The organism is Oleiphilus sp. HI0125 (genome assembly GCF_001635355.1).
The window spans coordinates 22,743-43,711 of record NZ_LWGF01001133.1; the positions used below are offsets into that span (position 1 = coordinate 22,743).

The 20,969-nt window shown below is 42.7% G+C and carries 25 protein-coding genes and 1 pseudogene; 17 read left to right on the plus strand and 9 right to left on the minus strand.

Annotation, left to right across the window (positions count from 1 at the left end):
• Positions 1 to 16: 16 nt before the first annotated feature.
• The 13 genes from A3762_RS19645 (at position 17) to glmS (ending at position 12,344) form a co-directional block, all read left to right on the plus strand.
• Entirely contained in the window at positions 17 to 811 is a 795-nt protein-coding gene (locus A3762_RS19645; protein WP_068757237.1) for a ParA family protein, read from the plus strand.
• Between the two features lie 11 nt (positions 812 to 822).
• Positions 823 to 1,692: a ParB/RepB/Spo0J family partition protein gene (locus tag A3762_RS19650; protein WP_068757238.1), complete on the plus strand. Its 870-nt coding sequence runs from the start codon at positions 823 to 825 to the stop codon at positions 1,690 to 1,692.
• A gap of 91 nt (positions 1,693 to 1,783) precedes the next feature.
• Entirely contained in the window at positions 1,784 to 2,254 is a 471-nt protein-coding gene (locus A3762_RS19655; RefSeq protein WP_082869254.1) for an ATP synthase subunit I, read from the plus strand.
• Positions 2,255 to 2,296: 42 nt separating this feature from the next.
• The gene (atpB, locus tag A3762_RS19660) at positions 2,297 to 3,175 is read left to right on the plus strand and encodes a F0F1 ATP synthase subunit A (protein ID WP_068757239.1); all 879 of its coding nucleotides are present in this window, start codon (positions 2,297 to 2,299) and stop codon (positions 3,173 to 3,175) included.
• 54 nt (positions 3,176 to 3,229) lie between these two features.
• Positions 3,230 to 3,469 (plus strand): F0F1 ATP synthase subunit C, encoded by a 240-nt coding sequence (atpE, locus tag A3762_RS19665; RefSeq protein ID WP_068453646.1) that lies wholly within the window; start codon positions 3,230 to 3,232, stop codon positions 3,467 to 3,469.
• A gap of 59 nt (positions 3,470 to 3,528) precedes the next feature.
• The gene (locus A3762_RS19670; protein WP_068756867.1) at positions 3,529 to 3,999 is read left to right on the plus strand and encodes a F0F1 ATP synthase subunit B; all 471 of its coding nucleotides are present in this window, start codon (positions 3,529 to 3,531) and stop codon (positions 3,997 to 3,999) included.
• Between the two features lie 16 nt (positions 4,000 to 4,015).
• The gene (locus A3762_RS19675) at positions 4,016 to 4,552 is read left to right on the plus strand and encodes a F0F1 ATP synthase subunit delta (RefSeq protein WP_068481440.1); all 537 of its coding nucleotides are present in this window, start codon (positions 4,016 to 4,018) and stop codon (positions 4,550 to 4,552) included.
• 31 nt (positions 4,553 to 4,583) lie between these two features.
• Positions 4,584 to 6,128, plus strand: coding sequence for a F0F1 ATP synthase subunit alpha (gene atpA / locus A3762_RS19680; RefSeq protein ID WP_068482980.1), 1,545 nt, complete (start codon positions 4,584 to 4,586; stop codon positions 6,126 to 6,128).
• Positions 6,129 to 6,186: 58 nt separating this feature from the next.
• Positions 6,187 to 7,047, plus strand: a complete 861-nt coding sequence (atpG, locus tag A3762_RS19685) for a F0F1 ATP synthase subunit gamma (protein ID WP_068482977.1) — start codon at positions 6,187 to 6,189, stop codon at positions 7,045 to 7,047.
• A 53-nt stretch (positions 7,048 to 7,100) separates the two neighbouring features.
• Positions 7,101 to 8,498, plus strand: coding sequence for a F0F1 ATP synthase subunit beta (atpD, locus tag A3762_RS19690; RefSeq protein ID WP_068482973.1), 1,398 nt, complete (start codon positions 7,101 to 7,103; stop codon positions 8,496 to 8,498).
• A gap of 58 nt (positions 8,499 to 8,556) precedes the next feature.
• The gene (locus A3762_RS19695; protein WP_068475520.1) at positions 8,557 to 8,973 is read left to right on the plus strand and encodes a F0F1 ATP synthase subunit epsilon; all 417 of its coding nucleotides are present in this window, start codon (positions 8,557 to 8,559) and stop codon (positions 8,971 to 8,973) included.
• Between the two features lie 132 nt (positions 8,974 to 9,105).
• Positions 9,106 to 10,473 carry a bifunctional UDP-N-acetylglucosamine diphosphorylase/glucosamine-1-phosphate N-acetyltransferase GlmU gene (gene glmU, locus A3762_RS19700; protein ID WP_068757268.1) on the plus strand — a complete coding sequence of 456 codons (1,368 nt, stop codon included), beginning with the start codon at positions 9,106 to 9,108 and terminating at the stop codon, positions 10,471 to 10,473.
• A gap of 38 nt (positions 10,474 to 10,511) precedes the next feature.
• Entirely contained in the window at positions 10,512 to 12,344 is a 1,833-nt protein-coding gene (gene glmS / locus A3762_RS19705; RefSeq protein WP_068757242.1) for a glutamine--fructose-6-phosphate transaminase (isomerizing), read from the plus strand.
• Here the strand turns inward: glmS and A3762_RS19710 are convergent, their stop codons facing one another.
• From A3762_RS19710 to A3762_RS19725, 5 genes are all read right to left on the minus strand, one after another.
• A complete protein-coding gene (locus A3762_RS19710; RefSeq protein ID WP_068757243.1) occupies positions 12,345 to 13,364 on the minus strand; it encodes a diguanylate cyclase domain-containing protein in 1,020 nt (339 codons plus the stop codon).
• An 81-nt stretch (positions 13,365 to 13,445) separates the two neighbouring features.
• Positions 13,446 to 13,595: a PAS domain S-box protein gene (locus tag A3762_RS28930; RefSeq protein WP_197469415.1), complete on the minus strand. Its 150-nt coding sequence runs from the start codon at positions 13,593 to 13,595 to the stop codon at positions 13,446 to 13,448.
• A gap of 20 nt (positions 13,596 to 13,615) precedes the next feature.
• Positions 13,616 to 13,915 (minus strand): hypothetical protein, encoded by a 300-nt coding sequence (locus tag A3762_RS19715; RefSeq protein ID WP_068757245.1) that lies wholly within the window; start codon positions 13,913 to 13,915, stop codon positions 13,616 to 13,618.
• An 85-nt stretch (positions 13,916 to 14,000) separates the two neighbouring features.
• Positions 14,001 to 14,603: a DUF938 domain-containing protein gene (locus A3762_RS19720; RefSeq protein WP_068757246.1), complete on the minus strand. Its 603-nt coding sequence runs from the start codon at positions 14,601 to 14,603 to the stop codon at positions 14,001 to 14,003.
• Positions 14,603 to 15,052, minus strand: a complete 450-nt coding sequence (locus A3762_RS19725; protein ID WP_068757248.1) for a hypothetical protein — start codon at positions 15,050 to 15,052, stop codon at positions 14,603 to 14,605. Before A3762_RS19725 ends, A3762_RS19720 begins: the two co-directional genes overlap by 1 nt.
• 174 nt (positions 15,053 to 15,226) lie before the next feature.
• Here A3762_RS19725 and A3762_RS19730 point away from each other — a divergent pair, with 174 nt between their 5' ends.
• Positions 15,227 to 15,850: a FlgO family outer membrane protein gene (locus A3762_RS19730; protein WP_082869256.1), complete on the plus strand. Its 624-nt coding sequence runs from the start codon at positions 15,227 to 15,229 to the stop codon at positions 15,848 to 15,850.
• A 42-nt stretch (positions 15,851 to 15,892) separates the two neighbouring features.
• On the opposite strand, the gene A3762_RS19735 is transcribed toward A3762_RS19730, so the two are convergent.
• Positions 15,893 to 16,603, minus strand: coding sequence for a FlgO family outer membrane protein (locus tag A3762_RS19735; RefSeq protein ID WP_068757254.1), 711 nt, complete (start codon positions 16,601 to 16,603; stop codon positions 15,893 to 15,895).
• Between the two features lie 12 nt (positions 16,604 to 16,615).
• Positions 16,616 to 17,212 carry a FlgO family outer membrane protein gene (locus A3762_RS19740; RefSeq protein WP_082869257.1) on the minus strand — a complete coding sequence of 199 codons (597 nt, stop codon included), beginning with the start codon at positions 17,210 to 17,212 and terminating at the stop codon, positions 16,616 to 16,618.
• Positions 17,213 to 17,322: 110 nt separating this feature from the next.
• Here A3762_RS19740 and greB point away from each other — a divergent pair, with 110 nt between their 5' ends.
• A complete protein-coding gene (gene greB, locus A3762_RS19745) occupies positions 17,323 to 17,796 on the plus strand; it encodes a transcription elongation factor GreB (protein WP_068757257.1) in 474 nt (157 codons plus the stop codon).
• 213 nt (positions 17,797 to 18,009) lie between these two features.
• Positions 18,010 to 18,914: pseudogene (locus A3762_RS19750) on the plus strand (lipid A deacylase LpxR family protein).
• 24 nt (positions 18,915 to 18,938) lie between these two features.
• On the opposite strand, the gene A3762_RS19755 reads toward A3762_RS19750, so the two are convergent.
• Positions 18,939 to 19,559 (minus strand): hypothetical protein, encoded by a 621-nt coding sequence (locus A3762_RS19755; protein WP_156493610.1) that lies wholly within the window; start codon positions 19,557 to 19,559, stop codon positions 18,939 to 18,941.
• A 228-nt stretch (positions 19,560 to 19,787) separates the two neighbouring features.
• Here A3762_RS19755 and A3762_RS19760 point away from each other — a divergent pair, with 228 nt between their 5' ends.
• The gene (locus tag A3762_RS19760; protein ID WP_068755255.1) at positions 19,788 to 20,087 is read left to right on the plus strand and encodes a hypothetical protein; all 300 of its coding nucleotides are present in this window, start codon (positions 19,788 to 19,790) and stop codon (positions 20,085 to 20,087) included.
• An 18-nt stretch (positions 20,088 to 20,105) separates the two neighbouring features.
• Here A3762_RS19760 and A3762_RS19765 read toward each other — a convergent pair.
• A partial coding sequence (locus A3762_RS19765) for a HAMP domain-containing sensor histidine kinase (RefSeq protein ID WP_231878871.1) occupies positions 20,106 to 20,969 on the minus strand: 864 nt, incomplete at its 5' end.

Here is a 20,969-nt window from a genome sequence, read left to right on the forward strand (position 1 = left end):
AGAAATAGGTAAGCCCGTGGGTCAAATCTTTGCAGTAACTAATCAAAAAGGCGGTGTAGGAAAAACGACTACCAGCGTTAATTTAGCCGCGTCTTTGGCAGCGACAAAGCGAAAGATCCTTTTGATTGATCTTGATCCCCAAGGCAATGCGACGATGGGGTGCGGCATTATGAAGAATGAATTAGATCGCACTGTCTATGATTTACTAACGAAAAAAGCCAAATTTGAAGAGGTTGTTGTAGAAACGACACATGGGCAATTTGATGTTTTACCAGCAAATGGCGACTTAGTGGCTGCAGAGGTTGAGTTACTAAATGAAATTGGTCGAGAGCACCGTCTCCGCTTGGGTTTAAACGAAGTACGTACTAACTACGACTTTATTGTTATAGACTGCCCTCCATCATTAAATATGTTGACGGTGAATGCCTTATCCGCAAGTGATGGCGTGATCATACCGATGCAATGCGAATATTACGCATTAGAAGGTTTGGCAGCCCTTATGACTACAATTGAGCAGATTCGTGAAACGATAAACCCTGATTTAAAAATTTCAGGGATTCTACGCACCATGTACGACCCTCGTAATAGTCTAACTAAAGATGTATCAGAGGAGTTAGAAGAGTACTTTGGTGACCAAGTCTACAAGGTAGCGATTCCTCGAAATGTGAGACTAGCAGAAGCTCCTAGCCATGGTATGCCAGCACTGTATTATGATAAATCATCCAGAGGTGCCCTAGCTTATTTAGCTTTAGCTGGCGAAATCGTTCGACGTTCTAAGAAAAAAACACAGCCTAATTTGATGGCTGTATAAGAGGAAGTAAATTGGCTAAGAAGCGGGTAATCGGTGAAAAAGGGCTTGGAGCTCTTTTGAAAGGCTCAAATGTAGAAGCCTTAAAAAAATCGACTCATGACGAAAAGCATCTTCGAGAGATCCCTGTCGAGTTGATCCAGCGTGGTAAGTATCAGCCACGCCGCGACATGGACCAACAAGCGCTTGAAGAGCTAGCGGAATCGATTCGACAGCAAGGTATTATGCAGCCGATTGTTGTTCGTCCTGTCTCGGAGAGTAAGTTTGAGATTATCGCAGGCGAGCGCCGCTGGAGAGCCTCACAAATTGCAGGTTTAGATCGCGTTCCTACAATTGTTCGAGATGTGCCAGACGAAGCTGCTGTAGCTATGGCATTGATCGAAAACATTCAACGTGAAAACTTAAATGCGATGGAAGAGGCAATTGCATTGCAACGTTTGCAAGATGAATTCGATCTTACGCAACAAGAAGTCGCTGAGGCTATTGGCAAATCTCGTTCAACGGTTACAAATTTATTGCGACTGATGAATTTGAACGATGATGTGAAATTAATGCTAGAGCATGGCGACTTAGAAATGGGCCACGGTCGGGCATTGTTAGCGTTAGCCGAAGAAGATCAGTTAGCTGCCGCGAATCAAGTAAATAGTCGATCGATGTCAGTTAGACAAACTGAAGCGCTCGTGCGAAAAATGTTAGAAGCGCCAGCGACGAAAAAAGCAACAAAAGCAGAGAAAGACCCCAATATCTTGCGCCTTGAAACAGATCTCTCTGAGAAGCTTGGCGCAAGCATTGATATTGCTCATTGTAGAGGTGGAAAAGGTAAGTTAGTGATTTCGTACAACTCTCTCAATGAGTTAGACGGCATCCTTTCCCACATAAAATAATAAGAACATCGGCTAAACCGTTAATGGGCAACGAAAAAACTTTATAACGAAAATTATCAATCTAACTTTAATTCGCACTGCCAAGTGTTGAATGGTAGGGGTATTTACCATACAATTGCCGCGCTTTTTTATAGTGCGGAAAAGAACCGTTTTAGGGCATTGTATTCGCTGTTCGCCCAATAAATATTTGGAGTTGAAAATTAAAAAGCCACCATTGATCCAATATTTTGGAATTCAGTGCTTGGTCATGGCCATCTCAGTCGTCAGTTTTTACCTGATTTCTGGTGAGAATAGTGCCTTGTCAGCCTTTATAGGAAGTGTGGTTTTTATTATTCCTCAGCAATATTTTGCATTTAAGTCCTTCAGATATATGGGGGCAAGAGCAGCGGCCAAAACAGTTCAGAGCTTTTACAGTGCGGAAAGTTCCAAATTGCTATTAATCGCAATGGGATTTGCTCTGGCATTTAGTTTTTATAAAGAAGTAGATGTATTTGCGTTAATGACGACTTTTATTGTGCTCGTCTTAACTAATGGGATCTATCCGCTGTTAACAGCCAAATAGACCTTAAACAAGTTTCTTAAAAGTAAGTGTAGGCCCTTAACTATGGCAGGTGAAAACCCAACAACTACCGAGTATATCCAGCACCACTTAACCAATCTCACGTATGGTAAGTTGCCCGCTGGTTACGAACGTTACGATGGTACTGTTTTAGAAGCAGATACTTGGACAATGGCGCACGGCTCAGCAGAAGCTTCTGCTATGGGCTTTAATGCGTTTCACGTGGACAGTTTGGCATGGTCTTTTGGACTAGGTGTCATTTTCTGCGCGTTGTTCGCTCTCGTAGCAAAATCTGTAACTTCTGGTGTTCCAGGACGTCTTCAAAACTTTGTTGAGATTATCGTTGAATTTATCGACAACAATGTTAAAGACATGTTCCATGGTCGTAATCCTTTGGTTGCTCCGCTTGCCCTAACGATTTTCGTTTGGGTATTCCTCATGAACTTGATGGACCTTGTTCCAGTGGACGTTGTTCCTTCGTTGATGATGGCCTTAGGTGTTGAGTACCACAAAATTGTTCCGTCTACGGACCCTAACATCACGTTAGGCATGGCGGTCGCTGTCTTTATCTTGATGCTGTACTACTCAATCAAGATCAAAGGTCTGGGTGGGTTTGTTAAAGAATTGACAATGCATCCATTCAATCACTGGTTATTTATCCCAGTAAACTTGTTCATGGAACTGGTTGGTTTGTTGGCAAAACCTTTCTCTTTAGGTTTGCGACTATTCGGTAACATGTATGCAGGCGAAATGATCTTTATTTTGATCGCCGTTATGTACAGCGCGGGACTATTCTTTGGTCTGTTTGGTGGCTTCTTACAACTAGGTTGGGCGATTTTCCATATTCTAGTTATCACTCTTCAGGCGTTCATATTTATGGTTTTAACCGTGGTTTACTTGAGCATGGCTCACGAAGACCACTAAACGAGTTTTACTCACTTCATTTTTAAATTGAAATCTAAAAGATAGGAGAAAAAAATGGAACTAGTAATCATTGCAGCTGCAATTATGCTTGGTTTGGGTGCACTTGGTGCAGCAGTAGGTATGGGTCTTCTAGGCGGCCGTTTGCTTGAAGGCACAGCGCGTCAGCCAGAGCTTGGCCCAATGCTACAAGGTAAGATGTTCTTACTTGCTGGTTTGATCGATGCTATTCCAATCATCGGTGTTGGTATTGCTATGTACTTGATCTTCGTAGTTGCTCCAGGTGTTGGTGCTTAATCCATTAAGGTTTAAGTATTTCTGACTAAGTAAACCGGCAACAAAGCGAGGTTATTGGTGTGAATCTTAATTACACACTTATAGGACAAATAATCTTCTTCGCTGTTTTCGTGTTGTTCTGCATGAAATATGTATGGCCGCCAATCATGGCTGCCATGCAAGAGCGTGAAAAGAAGATTTCCGATGGTTTAGCTGCAGCTGACCGTGCTTCAAAAGATTTGGAACTTGCTCAACAAAAAGCAGATGAAGAATTGAAAGAAGCAAAAACTAAAGCAGCTGAGCTTATTGAGCAAGCGAACAAGCGTGCTAGCCAAATCGTTGACGAGGCTAAAGAAACTGCAAAAACTGAAGGCGATCGTCTTCTGAATGCAGCGCAAGCAGAAATTGAGCAAGAAAAGAATCGTGTACGTGAAGAACTACGTGCAGAAGTATCAGCAATTGCATTAGCAGGTGCAGAGAAGATTCTTGGCGCAGAAATCGATGCAAGCAAGCACAGCGCGTTACTAGACCAGCTTGCCTCTGAAATTTAACTATTGAGAGTGGATGATGGCAGAGTCAATCACGATTGCCCGACCTTACGCTAAAGCTTCATTTGAAGCAGCAAAAGCAACTGATAGCCTTGACGTTTGGTCAAGTATGCTAGCTGCAGCTTCTGCGGTAGCGAAGGAAGAGAATATGGTTGTTGTTCTCGATCACCCTGCACTAACTAGCAAAGCGAAAGCCGATACATTTTGTGATGTATGCGGCGATGCTTTGAATCAAGAAGCGCGTAACCTGATTCACGTACTATCAGAAAACAATCGCATTGCATTGTTGCCTGAGATTTCAGAGTTATTCGAAGCTTTTAAAGCGCAACTTGAGCAGTCAGTAGACGTAGAAGTAGAAAGTGCATACGACTTGGGTAGTGAACAACAAGAGAAGCTGGCACAAGCATTGAGCAAGAAACTAGATCGTAAAGTAAACCTATCAACAACGACCAATGAGTCATTGTTAGGTGGCGCAATTATTCGCGCGAACGACCTAGTTATTGATGCATCTGTGAAAGGCAAATTAGCCAAACTTGCAGAAGCAGTAAGTGCTTAGGTAGCGGATTCAGATTTGAGGATTTAAAAGCATGCAACAGCTAAACCCAGCTGAAATCAGCGAAATCATTAAGAAGCGCATCGAGCAGCTCGATGTTTCTTCTGAAGCCCAAAACGAGGGCACGATCGTCAGCGTATCTGACGGTATCGTTCTAGTTCATGGTCTTGCCGAAGTAATGTACGGTGAGATGGTTGAATTTGAAAACGGTGTTTACGGTATGGCGCTTAACCTTGAGCGTGATTCTGTAGGTGTCGTTGTATTAGGTGACTACAATGGCCTAGCAGAAGGTCAGAAAGTACGTTGTACTGGTCGTATTTTGGAAGTGCCAATCGGTGAAGCGCTTCTCGGCCGTGTTGTTGACGCACTTGGTAACCCAATCGATGGCAAAGGTCCTATCGAAACAAACATGACGGCTCCTATCGAAGTCGTTGCACCAGGCGTAATCGCGCGTAAGTCTGTTGACGAGCCAGTTCAAATCGGTCTTAAGTCAATTGACTCAATGGTGCCAATCGGTCGTGGTCAGCGTGAGTTGATTATCGGTGACCGTCAAACAGGTAAAACTGCGATTGCAATTGATGCAATCATCAACCAAAAAGGTACAGGCGTTAAGTGCATCTACGTAGCGGTTGGTCAGAAGCAGTCTTCTATCGCAGCAGTAGTACGTAAGCTTGAAGAGCACGGTGCAATGGATCACACCATCATCGTTGCGGCAGGTGCAGCAGATCCAGCAGCAATGCTTTTCTTAGCGCCATACGCTGGTACTACAATGGGTGAATACTTCCGTGACCGTGGTCAGGATGCATTGATCGTATTTGATGATTTGACTAAGCAAGCTTGGGCATACCGTCAAATTTCATTGCTTCTTCGTCGTCCACCAGGTCGTGAAGCATATCCTGGCGACGTATTCTACTTGCACTCACGTCTTCTAGAGCGTGCATCGCGAGTTAGTGAAGAGTACGTAGAGCAGTTCACTAATGGTGAAGTTAAAGGCCAAACAGGTTCTTTGACAGCGCTACCAGTTATCGAAACACAAGGTGGTGACGTATCTGCATTCGTACCCACTAACGTAATTTCGATCACTGATGGTCAGATCTTCCTAGAAACTAACCTATTTAACGCCGGTATTCGTCCAGCGATGAACGCAGGTATTTCGGTATCTCGTGTAGGTGGTGCAGCTCAGACCAAAATTATTAAGAAACTTGGCGGTAACGTCCGTCTAGCACTTGCTCAATATCGTGAGCTTGCAGCGTTTGCTCAGTTTGCTTCTGACCTTGACGAAGCAACTCGTAAGCAATTGGAGCACGGTCAACGTGTAACGGAGCTCATGAAGCAGAAGCAGTATAGCCCGCAGAGCGTTGCTGAAATGGGTGTTGTACTTTACGCAGCCAATGAAGGTTTCCTTGATGATGTACCAGTGAACAAAGTTGTAGCATTTGAAGAAGCATTGCTTTCTTACATGAACGCTGAACAAGCTGATCTTATGAATAAGATCAATGAGAAAGGCGACTACAACAATGATATCGCAGACGGTATCAAGAGTTCTTTGGAGACATTTAAGTCTACCCAAACTTGGTAATTAGATGGGCTTGCCCGTTTAATCGAGTTTTTTAATCAGACTTTATAGGCAACTAACAATGGCCGTTGGTAAAGAAATACGAAATCAAATCTCTAGCGTTAAAAGCACGCAAAAGATTACTAGTGCAATGCAAATGGTTGCAGCTAGTAAAATGCGTAAAGCGCAAGAGCGTATGAGCCAGGGCAAACCGTACGCTGAGAAAATTCGTGCGGTTGTTAGCCACCTGGCAAATGCAACCCCAGAATATCATCACTTATATCTGAAAGATCGTGATGTTAAACGTGTAGGTTATATCGTTGTATCTACTGACCGCGGTTTATGTGGCGGCTTGAACGTTAATTTGTTCAAGAAAACACTAGCCGATATGAAGACATGGGCTGATCAAGAAGTCGAAGTGGACATTTGTGCCGTCGGCCAAAAGGCAATCTCATTCTTCAAAAGTTACGGCGGAAACGTAGTAGCGGCAGTTAGCGGTTTAGGTGAAGAACCTTCTGCGCATGAGTTGATTGGATCAATTAAAGTGATGCTTGACGCTTATGACGAAGGCAAGATCGACCGACTTTATGTTGTATACAACGAATTTGTGACCACCATGACGCAGCAAGCTGAGTTACATCAGTTGCTACCTTTGAAGGCTTCTGGAGAAGAAGAGCTTCAACATCATTGGGACTACATTTACGAGCCCGACGCAAAAGCTTTGCTCGACGGATTATTGACTCGTTTTATCGAATCTCAGGTGTATCAGGGCGTTGTGGAAAACGCAGCATGTGAACAAGCAGCACGTATGATTGCAATGAAGGCCGCGACTGATAACGCGGGCGAAATGATCAACGAGTTGCAACTGGTTTACAACAAAGCACGTCAGGCAGCAATCACTCAAGAAATTTCTGAGATTGTTAGCGGTGCAGCTGCAGTTTAGCGCACAGCGATTAAGAGATTGATAAAGAATATATTTTTAACGAGGAACCGAACATGAGTAGCGGAAGTATCGTACAAATCATTGGGGCGGTAATCGACGTCGAATTCGCGCGCGATTCAGTACCTAATGTATATGATGCGTTGACTGTTGACGGTGGCGAAACCACTCTCGAAGTTCAACAGCAACTAGGTGATGGTGTCGTTCGTACCATCGCAATGGGTAGCACAGAAGGTCTTAAGCGTGGCCTTAATGTAGCAAACACTGGCGCTCCAATTTCCGTACCAGTAGGTACTGAAACACTGGGTCGTATCATGGACGTACTTGGTCGACCAATCGATGAGCGCGGTGAAATCGGTGAACAAGAGCGTATGCCTATTCACCGTAAAGCTCCTACTTACGCTGAGCAAGCGGCAAGTGCAGAGCTTCTAGAAACAGGTATCAAAGTAATCGACTTAGTTTGTCCATTCGCTAAGGGTGGTAAAGTTGGTCTGTTTGGTGGTGCCGGTGTTGGTAAGACCGTTAACATGATGGAACTTATCAACAACATCGCACTTAAGCACTCTGGTCTTTCAGTATTCGCAGGTGTTGGTGAGCGTACTCGTGAGGGTAACGACTTCTACCACGAGATGCAGGAAGCGGGCGTTGTTAACTTAGAGACTCCTACAGACTCTAAAGTAGCAATGGTTTACGGCCAGATGAATGAGCCACCAGGAAACCGTCTGCGTGTAGCGCTAACTGGTTTGACGATGGCTGAGAAGTTCCGTGACGAAGGTAAAGACGTTCTACTATTCGTAGACAACATTTACCGTTACACACTTGCAGGTACTGAAGTATCAGCACTTCTAGGTCGTATGCCTTCAGCGGTAGGTTACCAGCCAACACTAGCAGAAGAGATGGGGGTTCTTCAGGAACGTATCACTTCTACTAAGACTGGTTCGATCACTTCTATCCAAGCGGTATACGTACCAGCGGATGACTTGACTGACCCATCGCCAGCAACAACGTTCTCTCACTTGGACGCAACGGTTGTATTGAGCCGTGACATCGCTTCTAAGGGTATCTACCCAGCGATTGACCCACTTGACTCAACTTCACGTCAGTTGGATCCATTAGTAATCGGTAACGAGCACTATGAAGTTGCTCGTGGTGTTCAAACAGTTCTTCAGCGTTATGCAGAATTGAAAGACATCATCGCGATTCTTGGTATGGACGAGCTTTCTGAAGAAGATAAGCAAACTGTTGCACGTGCTCGTAAGATTGAGCGTTTCTTGTCGCAGCCTTTCCACGTTGCTGAAGTATTTACTGGTTCTCCTGGTAAGTATGTGTCTCTTGCAGATACTATCCGTGGTTTCCAAGGCATTCTTAACGGTGAGTTCGATGACCTTCCAGAACAGGCGTTCTACATGGTTGGTTCTATCGATGAAGCGATCGAGAAAGCGAAGGACATGTAATCTGAGTTATTAGTGTCGTGATAATTATTACGACACTGATTTCTACCGGAGAAGACCTATGGGTACAACTGTACAATGCGACATCGTAAGCTGCGAAGAACAGCTTTTTTCTGGCTCTGTTGAGCTAGTGATTGCGTCAGGTGAGTCTGGTGATTTAGGTATCGCTCCAGGCCACGCAGCGTTGATGACTAGTCTTAAACCTGGTCCAGTACGCGTCGTTAAAGAAGGCGGTGAAGAAGAGGTTTTTTATGTCACTGGTGGTTACCTTGAGGTACAACCAAACGTAGTAACTGTTCTTTCAGATACTGCTCAACGTGCTGATCACATCGATGAAGCGGCCGCCCTTGAAGCGAAAGCTGAAGCGGAACGTGAATTTGCTAACTTAAAAGGCGACATGGACTATAACCGTGTTGCTTTGCAGCTAGCAGAAGCGACAGCTCGTTTGAGAGCGGTACAATACATTCGTAGAAAGTAATTTTCAGCGAGTGCTAGAAAAGGCAGCTATAAGGCTGCCTTTTTTATTTAAGAAAAATAAATTGTGAGCGGATCAAAGTTTAAAGTTCACGCTACACTTAATTTTATTAACTAGAAAATCATGGAAGTGGTTATGGATTTACATGTTGTAGTATTGGCCGCGGGAAAGGGCTCTAGAATGAAGTCTGCAAAACCAAAAGTTTTGCACGAATTGGCCGGAAAGCCGATGCTTGAACACGTTTTAGATACGGCACAACGGTTAAATCCAACAAGTCTTCATGTAGTAATCGGACATGGGGCTGATCAAGTACAGAAAGCATTTTCTAATTCTCCATTTCCAATCAATTGGGTTCAGCAAACCGAGCAACTTGGCACAGGTCACGCCGTGGCTCAGGCTGCTGGTAACATAACTTCCGATTCCAAAGTACTCGTATTGTACGGCGATGTGCCACTAATTGGTGTAGATTCGCTTACTGAGCTAGTAGAGATGGCTGATGAAGAAACGCTTGCGCTACTTACTATGGAGCTAGCCGATCCAACAGGTTATGGTCGAATCGTTCGTAATATCGCGCAAGAAGTAAATGCGATTGTCGAGCAAAAAGATGCAACTGACGAACAGCTAGCGATCCAAGAAGTAAATACAGGATTCATGGCATTCAGTTCGAATAATATGAATGTATGGCTTCCACAACTTAGGGCTGATAATGCACAAGCAGAATACTACCTGACTGACTTTGTTGCTTTAGCGGTTAATCAAGGAAAAGAAGTTGAAGCGTGTTTTCCGAATTCTCCAGAAGAAGTTCAAGGCGTAAATGATCGCTTACAACTGTGTGAACTTGAATGTTGGTATCAATCCCAACTTGGTGAAGCCTTGTTAAGAAACGGCGTGAGCCTATTTGATCCAAACCGTATTGATATCCGTGGTACTTTGGCCTGTGGTCAAGACGTAACAATCGATTTAAATTGTATCTTTGAAGGCAATGTTTCAATAGAAGACAACGTTTCAATAGGTCCTAATTGCTTGATTAAAAACACTACTATTGCCTCAGGTACGGTTATCAAAGCGAATTCAGTCATCGAGGACTCTATTGTTGGATCGGATTGCGATATTGGCCCCTATGCTCGACTCCGCCCCGGAACTAAGCTTTCTGACAACGCTAAAATCGGTAATTTTGTCGAAACGAAGAAAGCAAATATTGGCGAAGGTTCGAAAGTGAATCACTTGAGCTATATCGGAGACGCAGAGATTGGCGCGGGTGTAAATATCGGTGCAGGCACGATCACCTGTAACTATGACGGTGTAAACAAATACCAAACAGAACTTGGCGATGATGTGTTTATTGGTTCGAACTCGTCTCTCGTCGCCCCAGTAAAAATTGAGAAGGGTGCAACGGTAGGTGCAGGTTCTGTCGTGACAAAAAATGTCGATGAGCATCAACTCGCTGTAGCGCGAGGTAAGCAAGTAAATATTTCCAATTGGAAAAAACCAACGAAAAACTAGGTTTTCTCAAGGAACGAGTATAAATAAGGGTTTCAAGTATGTGTGGCATTGTAGGAGCGATTGCTCAGCGTGACGTGGCTAATATCTTAGTCGAGGGTTTACGCCGCTTAGAGTATCGAGGTTATGACTCTGCAGGTGTAGCTGTGTTATCTCAAGACGGAGAATTTCAACGTGTACGTCGTGTCGGTAAAGTGAAAGCATTAGCCGACGCGCTAACAGAAACTCCTTGCTTAGGTGGTACTGGCATCGCACATACCCGTTGGGCAACACACGGTGAGCCTAATGAACAAAACGCCCATCCACACACATCAAGTAACGAAATTACCGTCGTACATAACGGGATTATCGAAAACTATTTGGACCTAAAAAAAACGCTCATTGGATTAGGGTATATTTTTACGTCCGATACCGATACCGAAGTAATTGCCCATCTTATTCATCATGAACGTAAAACTAGTTCCACTCTTCTAGAAGCATTCCGTCAAGCCATTCGTCAACTAGTCGGTGCATATGGAACCGTGGCAATGGAAACAGCAGATCCAGATAGATTGGTCGCAGCGCGTTCTGGTAGCCCACTCGTCATTGGTTATGGCATTGGAGAAAATTTCTTAGCGTCCGATCAGCTAGCATTACTTCCCGTTACGAATAGATTTGCCTTTCTTGAAGAAGGAGATATTGCTGAGCTAACTCGCCACAGCGTAACAATTTTTGATCTCAACGATGAACAAGTTGAGCGGGAAGTAAGCGAATCAGATATAACGCATGACGCTGGAGATAAGGGTAAATTCAAACACTACATGCTGAAGGAAATTTATGAGCAGCCTGTCGCTTTGAAGAATACTTTAAATGGACGCGTTGAAAACGGTGCAGTGTTAGCGAGTGCTTTCGGTAACAATGCTGAAGAAATTTTAAAGGATATTGATCACGTTCAGATCATTGCATGTGGCACGAGCTACCATAGTGGTATGGTCGCACGATATTGGTTTGAGCAATACGCTGGCGTGTCTTGTAATGTCGAAATCGCTTCTGAGTTCCGTTACCGCAAATCGTTTGTTTATAACAATGCTTTAATCGTAACTATCTCTCAGTCTGGAGAAACAGCAGATACGCTAGCGGCCCTGCGTTTAGCGAAAGAACTCGGTTATAAATCGAGTCTCACTATCTGTAATGTTCCTGGTTCATCTCTAGTACGTGAATCAGATCTTGCTTACATGATGGAGGCCGGTGTTGAAATCGGTGTCGCTTCTACAAAAGCATTTACAGTTCAATTAGCTGGTTTACTTCTGTTAGTCGCAGCGATTGGAAAACATAAAGCGCTTAACCCAGACCAAGAAAAAGAGATCGTATCGGCACTACAATCGTTACCGAGTAAAATTGACCAAGCTTTAGAGATGGATGCGCAGATTAAACTGCTCGCTGAAGATTTTGCAGATAAACATCATAGTCTGTTCTTGGGTCGTGGAGATCAATATCCGATTGCAATGGAAGGTGCGTTAAAGCTTAAAGAGATCTCGTATATCCATGCAGAGGCCTACGCTGCAGGAGAGTTAAAACACGGTCCATTAGCACTTATTGATGCCGATATGCCGGTGATTGTGGTGGCACCTGATAACGATCTTATGGAAAAGCTTCATTCAAACGTGGAAGAGGTACGTGCTCGCGGTGGCTTGATGTATGTCTTCGCAGATAAGGCATCTAAGTTTGAAAGTGATGCAACAATGAAAGTATTAGATGTACCGCATTGTGACGATGCAATCGCTCCAATTCTCTACAGTGTGCCTTTGCAACTACTAAGTTATTATGTCGCAGTGATTAAAGGTACGGATGTAGATCAGCCTAGAAATTTGGCGAAGTCTGTAACGGTAGAATAGTTATGTTAGGTGGGCTGATTTGTGCTCACTTAGATTAGTTATCGCATCAAAAACATGAATAATTGATTGCTCATCGATCATATGAATGTCTTGCGTTTGAACATCCGATACTAGCTTATCAAAGGCATCGGATGTGCCATTAAGTGTGACGATTGGCATCTGTGACCAGTCTTTAAAATACCGATCCGTGATCTTATCAAAATACAGTAACTGTATATTTTGATGCCTGTTGTCTTTTTTGACTCGCTCGAAGCATTTCTCTAAATGCACTTTTTCTCCTTCTAGACGCTGAAGAAAGTGTTCTCCTTTTAGCAGCAATTTACCTGTAATGTGTTGCTTTGAATTATTGATTTCAGATTTTTCTTTAATCTGATTAAGGACATCCAATATGCCTTCTTTAGGTACTAATGATTCACTGATATACGTCAGTGAATATAGTTTTTTACAGGTTTTGTCAGCTTCATTGAGTTCGAGTGTGTGAGATATATCAGATCGACCGTTAGCATCACGTGACTTTTCTCTATACATCGCACGGTCTGCATGCTGTATTAGAGACGTGTAGTCTTTCCCGTCAGCAGGAAATGTTGATGAACCAATACTTGCACTGATCGAGATAGAGTAATCTTCATAAGCAATATTTTTTCTTAGCTCACTCGCATACCTTGCGATAATGAATTTTAGTTTTGAGTTGTTTTTCAACTCAGATATGACAACCACGAACTCATCACCACCGATTCGAGCACATAAGTCTTCTTGACGAGTTAAAGCGCTGATTCGTTTTGCGATGCTCTTGAGTACTGCTTCCCCTACCTCATGCCCGTGTAGATCATTAATTGGTTTGAAGTTGTTCAGGTCAATAAACAAGATTGCGAACAAACGGTTTGATCTATGTGAACTTCTGATGAGCATGTTCACGAATTCTTCGAGTTTGCGTCTTGTAGATAAGCCCGTTAACTGATCATGCGTCGCTTCCTTGACCAGCTTTTCGCGCAGCGAAACTTCTTTGCTAATGTCGCGCAAAACTCCGACAAATTTGTATTCACGACCATCTTTGTATTTAGAAATGGCTAAGTGAACCGGTAGTGAATAGCCGTCTTTGTGTCATGCTTTGACTTCCCGGCCGATACCAATGATTTTAGCATCCCCTGTATCAAGGTAATTTTGAATATATTGATCATGATGTTTAGCTAAGTTATCAGCCATGAGCATGCTGACATTCTTATCTAAAAGTTCTTCTTCGCTATACCCCAATAATCGAGAGCAGCTTGGGTTTATTTGCGTAATTTTTCTCGTTCATCAATGATGATCAATGCGTCTACGATCGTTTGTAAGATCGCTTGTTGTTCACGTTTATACTTAGTGAGTTCTGCGCCTTGCTCAGTTGATTTTGTAAGAGAGCCCTTCGTAAAGGAACGCTTGACAAGAAAGAATAAAATGAGATAGCAAATGACCACGCTAGCGATAGCCACGTATAACAAGTTCGTGCCTAAAACGTGATGAGCTGCAACAAGCAGGCAAGTAACCGCGACGGTACTAAGAATGAGTAAATGCTTGATGCGTTTCAAAAACATATAACAGTTTTTCTGAGGATGAAGTCCTACTAGCGTAGTCGATAATTATTAATCTATTGTTCTACTGAGCCGAATAATAATGCAGTTAATCTCGAGCTTTCCAAACTAATAAACGGTTGTTGGCTGGCATGGCATGATCTTCTACGAGACTTAAATCATGGTCTTCCGCAAGTTGGTTGATCGTTTCAAAATCTCGAATTCCCATATGTTCACCCTGCTCTTTCAACCACACATCAAATTGAGCATTGCTATCACTAGTGTAACTGCCGTTGTAATTAAAAGGGCCGTAAACAAATACCATTCCTTTGTCATTAAGAAGTGATGGCAACAAGCTGAAAAATGCTTCAACTTCACTCTCGCTCATTATATGCAGTGTATTTGCAGTAAATACATAATCGTAGCGGTGGACCAATAGTTTTGGGTTAAATGAATTAACGTCTAGCTCGAATGGCGGAAGGAAGTTTTCGTGTTTGGACTCACTGACCCACTCTTCAATACCATCGTGGTACTCAACGCGGTCACTTGTTTGCCAAATTAGTGACGAAAACTTGCCTGACATATAAGCGCCGTGTTGCCCAGTGCCAGAGCCAATTTCGAGTAGATGGCCGCCTTGATCAACATAGGTTGATAGTGTGTCGCTAATGACGGCTTTGTTGTTTTCGCAAGACTGGGAAAAAGGTTTTGGCATTAAGGTCGCTCTACGGTCGTGGTTTTAATCTCAAGAGTCCGGCCCGTGTCATATACAAATTGCTCTTCTATAAAAGGGCTCGGTGTTTCGGGGAATGCATTCTGTTCTGCGTCTTGCCCTTTTCGGGTTTCTGTTTCTTCTCGTTCGATTTTCTTTTGCGATTCCTCGCGTTCTGCTACGCGTTCATATGCAGGTTTATCAGTCCCCTCACCGGAAAACTCGACACTCGTTTTGAGCGCACCAGCGATGGCTGCATCGGAGAGTTCTGGATTGTCAATAGACTCAAGCGACACGGTATCGATTGTTGATTTGGGTGTGAAGGTGAAGTCAAAATCGAACTCTTCATCGAAGCTTTCGTTGAAGTTGTCAAAACTGCCGAACTCACTATCCTCTGACAAGGCAACATTTTGTATGCTAAGGATGATCAAAAAGCAGAATAAACGAGTCATTATGTTCAATTCTATCTGTAGCTAGAAAATTTCAATCATAACAATTGTTGTCACGAGATGTTGAGGTACTCTCATGATATTGGGTAGTGATATGGCGTATTACTTGCTTTTTGTGAAGACGATATATTATCGCGGAAGTATTTTTCCGTTCAAAAATTACATGGCATAGAAATTATGAAACCGTCTTACTTATTACCCGTTTTGCTTGTGACCGTATTAACGGCGTGTAGTTCAACTAATAATAGTGCACAAAACAATGAAGGCTTATGCGAAAGTAGTACCGGCGATTCCTATCCATGTGATGATTTAGAGATTCCTCAAACGGGCGCGAGTGATGGCGATTTTAGCTATGACACTGGTGGTGCTAATTTCAGGTTGTTACATGAGTATACTGAGCAAATGGCTGGTAATTTGTACGATGATTTAGAGGGAGCTAAATTAAACGGCCTTATTTTGGTTGCGTCATTTGTATACTTTGATACGACTTTGCAAAAGACGAGTCATCTAGGAAATCAGCTTGCGGAATATTTTATTAATGATCTTCAGGCACTTGGTCTTCCTGTTAGTGATCATAAACTGAGAGCAACGATTCAAGTGAATGAGCTTGGAGATTTCGCATTATCGCGTGATTTAGATGAGTTGAATCCAAACTTAGTGATTGAATATGTTCTTACCGGCACACTCGTGCAAAGTGAGCGAGGCGTTGTGGTGAATGCACGTATTACGCATCACAAGACGAATAAGGTCGTTGCATCGACATCAAAGTTTTTGCCAAATATTATTGTAGCGAATCTATAAGATCATCAATACTTGTCGAAGAATTTTCGGTGAGCGCAAAACTTAACCGCCTGTAACATGAATCGTTGGAGCTTGATGCCCTCGGGCATTATCCAATATGGCTTGACTTGCTTCTCTAGAAATAAATGCTTGAGCTGAAGAAACAACGGCTTTTGAACTAACGCCGATAATGCGTGCATTTACTATATATCCGCCTTGTTGTTGGGCTAAGGTGCCTGCGATAACAAACTGAATTGGAAGATTTTCAGCAAGTTTGTTCGGATCTTTACTGAAGAAAAAATCACCTGAGTTGGTTACCTGAATATCACTGGTAGATTTGAAATCAATGACAGGAATACCAAATTTGTTCACTTCATGTATGAGTGATTCTGATATTTGTAAGCCAAGTAAGTTTGTTTCTTGATAGTTGCTGTCGAGCAATACAAAGGAACTAACTGCGATGGGGGTTTTGTCATTGACGAAACTTAGATTAGCCATCAAATCTTGCATTAAGCCGCGAACAAAATAGTTTACGTCTTTATGTAAAGGCTTGATTGGATGAGGTGTGCCTTCTGTAGTTTTGGTTCGCTGCCCTAAATGTTCTTGTTGCTCTTCACTAAATGAAACGCTGACTTGTGTTGATGGCGATAATGTTGAGGTCTCTTCATCTTTTGTTTCTACTTCATCAGTATTTGCAATGGCTACAGATTGGCTGAGAGTGAGTAAACCAACACATAAGTGCTTTGAAAGAAAGCGTGGAAGAATGAGTCGCATATCTGTTATCCCTTAGTAAATACCTTGGTAAAGACTGCCAGCTTGATTAGAGGTGCTTGGTGTTGAGCCTGCCCACATCATTCCGATAGGAATGGTATCTGTGGCAGCGGCTACAACTTTTCGACTTGAGACATCAATAAGACGAATATTTACAACGACCGATTGGCCTTGGCTATAGTACGTTCCTGTCAGAAAGTAGTTAGCATCCAGGGTGAGATCTAAATCTTTAAGCGTTCTGGTTAACATGACATCTTGATCATCTGTCATATGAATCGTTTTGGTTGTCTTAAATTCAATAACATCTAAACCAGACTGCGCGGCAAGAGTAACTAAGCTTTCTTGAAGTTGTTGCCCTAAGACATTGGCTGGTGGGCGGTTTTTGCCACTTAATTCAGTGATGGGCAAGATAGTGCCGACAGCTACACTTTGACCAAGTGTTAATTCGTCTGATGATGTTAGCAATAATTGGCGAGTTAATTGTTCGACGTGATGATGCAAAGAGCGCTGCGTTTGCTCTAAATCGCTTGTAAATAGACTGTTTTGCGATGTATTCGCGCATGCACTGAGAAGCAAAGTGAAGATTGCTGCAATATAGGCATATAAGGGCATAATGAAGTGCCTGTATGATCAAGTCGGTTTTTATAAAATAACGAGTTAGTGAAAAAGCAAAGCTAATGCCAAGTTAGTTTTTGCAATATTTAAACAAGAGAGAGTGCTGTTTGGCGACTAATTTAATAACAAAAGAAGGGTATTTGGCTTTAAAAGAAGAGCTAGATTATTTATGGCGAGAAGAAAGACCTGAAGTCACCAAAAAAGTTAATTGGGCGGCTTCTCTGGGCGATCGATCGGAGAATGCAGACTATCAATATAATAAAAAACGTTTGCGTGAGATTGATCGTCGCGTTCGATTTTTGCGAAAGCGCATCGAGGCGCTTCGAGTTGTCGAATACGCTCCAGAACAAGAAGGTAAGGTTTTTTTTGGCGCATGGGTTGTTGTATATAATGATGACGGGGAAGAAAAAAAGTTTCGCATCGTTGGTGTCGATGAAATTTATGATCGACATGATTATATCTCGATTGATTCTCCAATGGCTCGCGCACTGCTTTCAAAACAAGTTGATGATGAGGTTGACGTACGCACGCCTACTGGCACCAATACTTGGTATGTTGTATCAATTTCTTATCCTAGTTAAGCGTTGACCTCTTATTCTTCCTGACTATGCTTATTGTCGTTGGCCTATACCGAATTTAGGTCTGAGACGTCAGTTCTTATTGATAACTAAATAGAGATGAGCTCCATGAGGCGTAGTCTAGGCAAGGTTTCTTTCCCATTTTTGTTTGTATTGATGATGCAACTGTCTTGCGTTGCCGTAGCTGAGTAGGATGATGATTTCGATTGGATTGCTGTGACGCTAGATAATGATCTTTTTGTCGGCAATGACAATGGGTATACAAATGGTTTTTATGTCACAGTACTAGATTTATCTGATAACAAAGGATATATGCCCACGAACGTTTTTTGGGTGTGGCCGCTGTTATGGACTCTAGATGACTCAGAGGTTGAAGGGGCTGTAAATGTTTATTCTATTGGCCAAACTTTGTTATCTCCGAGTGATATTACGATCGAAGTTCCTGCAGAAAATGAATTGCCTTATGCAGGGCTTTTAACATTTTTCAATACGTATTTAACTGCAAATGTGAATACTGCTGATCGTATTTCGACAACCATAGGCATTATTGGTCCTTGGGCTTTAGGTGAAGAAACACAAAAAACTGTGCATAAAGCTAGTGGAGCAGATGAACCTCAGGGTTGGGATACTCAGTTAGAAAATGAATTGGTATTTCAGTTTCATCGCTCCAGAGCATGGAGGCAGTTGCACTTCAATGATGGCCGTACCGATATTATTACGGCTGCTTCGATAGAAGCTGGGACTATAAGTAGCTCTGTCGAGGGCATGATTGCACTGCGATTCGGGCAAGAGTTAGAGAGATCTTTTCCGACAACATTGTTATCGAGTTCAAGACTCTCTAATCCAGTCGCAGCCAATCAAGGTTGGTTTTTTATCTCGGATTGAATACGGGATATTTGTTTAATCGAATTTTTACCGACGGCAATACCTTTCGAAACAGTCGTTCTATCCCATGTGACAAAGAATACTTAGGTGCGTCGGCTGGGCTTACTTTGGCGTATCAGAATTGGGCATTTACGATGGCGTTTTCCGATTCAAATATAATTGCCAATAGTAGAGATGATGAGGCTCTTGAGAATCTAACGAGATTCGGAACCTTCACTATTGTATGGCGTATTTAAATCTCGATCAGATTTAAGGGCGTTTTAATCGCCTACATATTTCCATGTTGCGTCACCTTCATTGCAAAACCGATATTTTCCGCTCAGCATTGCGCTTTTATCATCCAAGATAGAAAGTGATAATACGCGACACCTTGTATTTTGATCAGAGGGTGAGTCGAAAGGAACTGCGACAAGATCAAGCGATGCGTCAGAATAATGAAAGTTCGCTGGCTCCCCGTCTGCTTTGTTATCTAGCGTATCGAATATGTCGTTAGCAATCGCACTGCGTTGTGATGTTGATAGCTCAGCTAATGGAGCTTTAGAAAGTTGCCAGCGATTTCCATTCTGACATAAGGTCCAAAGCATTGTTTGGAAGCGACTATGTTTTGCAGATTTTACGGCAAATTTGACGCGACGACAGGATGTGTCACCTTGTTTGTAGTCCGCAATAATCTTGAATAAAGCTCTAGAACCTTTTTTGCTTTTCCATTCTGCTTTTTCTAATTGTTTGTAGTTGTTAAGGCCGTTCACGACGAATGCTTTCAAAGAGTCTTGCTCTTCGTCATTGAGAGAGCCAATCTCAGTGCTGGATAGAAAATTAATGTTTGACGCTGCGCCCGTCATTGAGAACAGTAAAGAGATAATAAAGATATAAGTACGCATAGGTATGGCTTCCATGTCATCAAACATTGGCTTTGAGGTTTGTAGTAAGCAGTATAGCTTGAAGAATAATCACGGGCAGTAGTTATGCGTGATATTTTTGAGTGAGGCAAATTAGGTTGAAGCGCCTAGGGAAAACTCGTATCGTTCCGGCCATCAGTGCAAACATACCTTTATTTGTTAAGCGTATGTGATTTGCACAGTTCAGACGACTTTACACGAGAAAACATCATGAACAGAAAGCTACAACAAATAGGCGAGTTAGTATTTAAACAAGTAGATAACTTAGGCTTTCAGCTTGATAGCATGGGAGTTGAAAATCAGATCAATCGACATACACTGATTGCTGCGATTTTTGCAGGACAAAAACGTGTTGAAGGCGAAGTAGATAGCTTAAAAGCACGCGCGGAAAGCACGAAAGCAAACGTTGAAGAGACATTTTCTGCTGCTGAAAAGCTAGCAAAAAGTGGCTTCGAATTAGTTACCTTTCCCGCGACTTACGCGTTTAAGCGAGTAAAACGCGCGGCATAATTAGCATTTTTCAAATGTTTAAGCAGGTGTAGAAACTTCTATTCCTGCTTGTTCATTTTTAATCTCATTCCCTTCTACGATATCAATTTCAGGCAACTCAAGGGTCACAATCAAACCTGGTTCATTATCGCTAAGTTTAATTTCTCCTTGATGCAGTTCGACAACCGCTTGTACAAGACTCAAGCCTAAGCCATTCCCCGGTTGAGAGCGGCTTTTAGCAACACGATAAAAGCGATCAAAGACTTTGGATCGTTCTTCTTCAGGAATACCAATACCAGAATCTGCAATAGACAACCTTACTAGCTTATCGTGGAGATCGAGCTCAATGGATATATCTCCATCATTGGGCGTGTATTTGATTGCGTTATCGATCAAGTTGCTGACAGTTTGAAAGATTAGGTCTTTGTCACCATGGATTTCGATATCTTTTTGAACCCTTATGCGAAGCGTTTGTTGTTTATCTTCAGCAACCAATTCATAAAGCTCTGCCGAATCTAACAGTAGGTTGGATAGATTAAAGCGTTTAAAGTTATCAGTACGACCACCCATTTCTAGGCGTGCAATGCGCAGCAGTGCATTGAAGGTGGCAAGTAACTGGTCTGCTTCGGCAACAGCACTCGCGACGAGCTCTCTTTGATCTTCGTTTTCTACTTTTAATAGAGTGTTTTCTAACTTATTTCTAAGTCGGGTAAGAGGTGTTCGAAGGTCGTGCGCAATATTATCTGAGACGTGCTTAATACCTTCCATCAATTGAAAAATGCGATCCAGCATTTCGTTCAGGTTACGCGCGAGTTGGTCAAAATCATCATTGGTTCCGCGATCGGGTATGCGCAATGATAAGTTGCCCTTCATAATTTTCTGGCTGGTTTGGTTGATAATTTC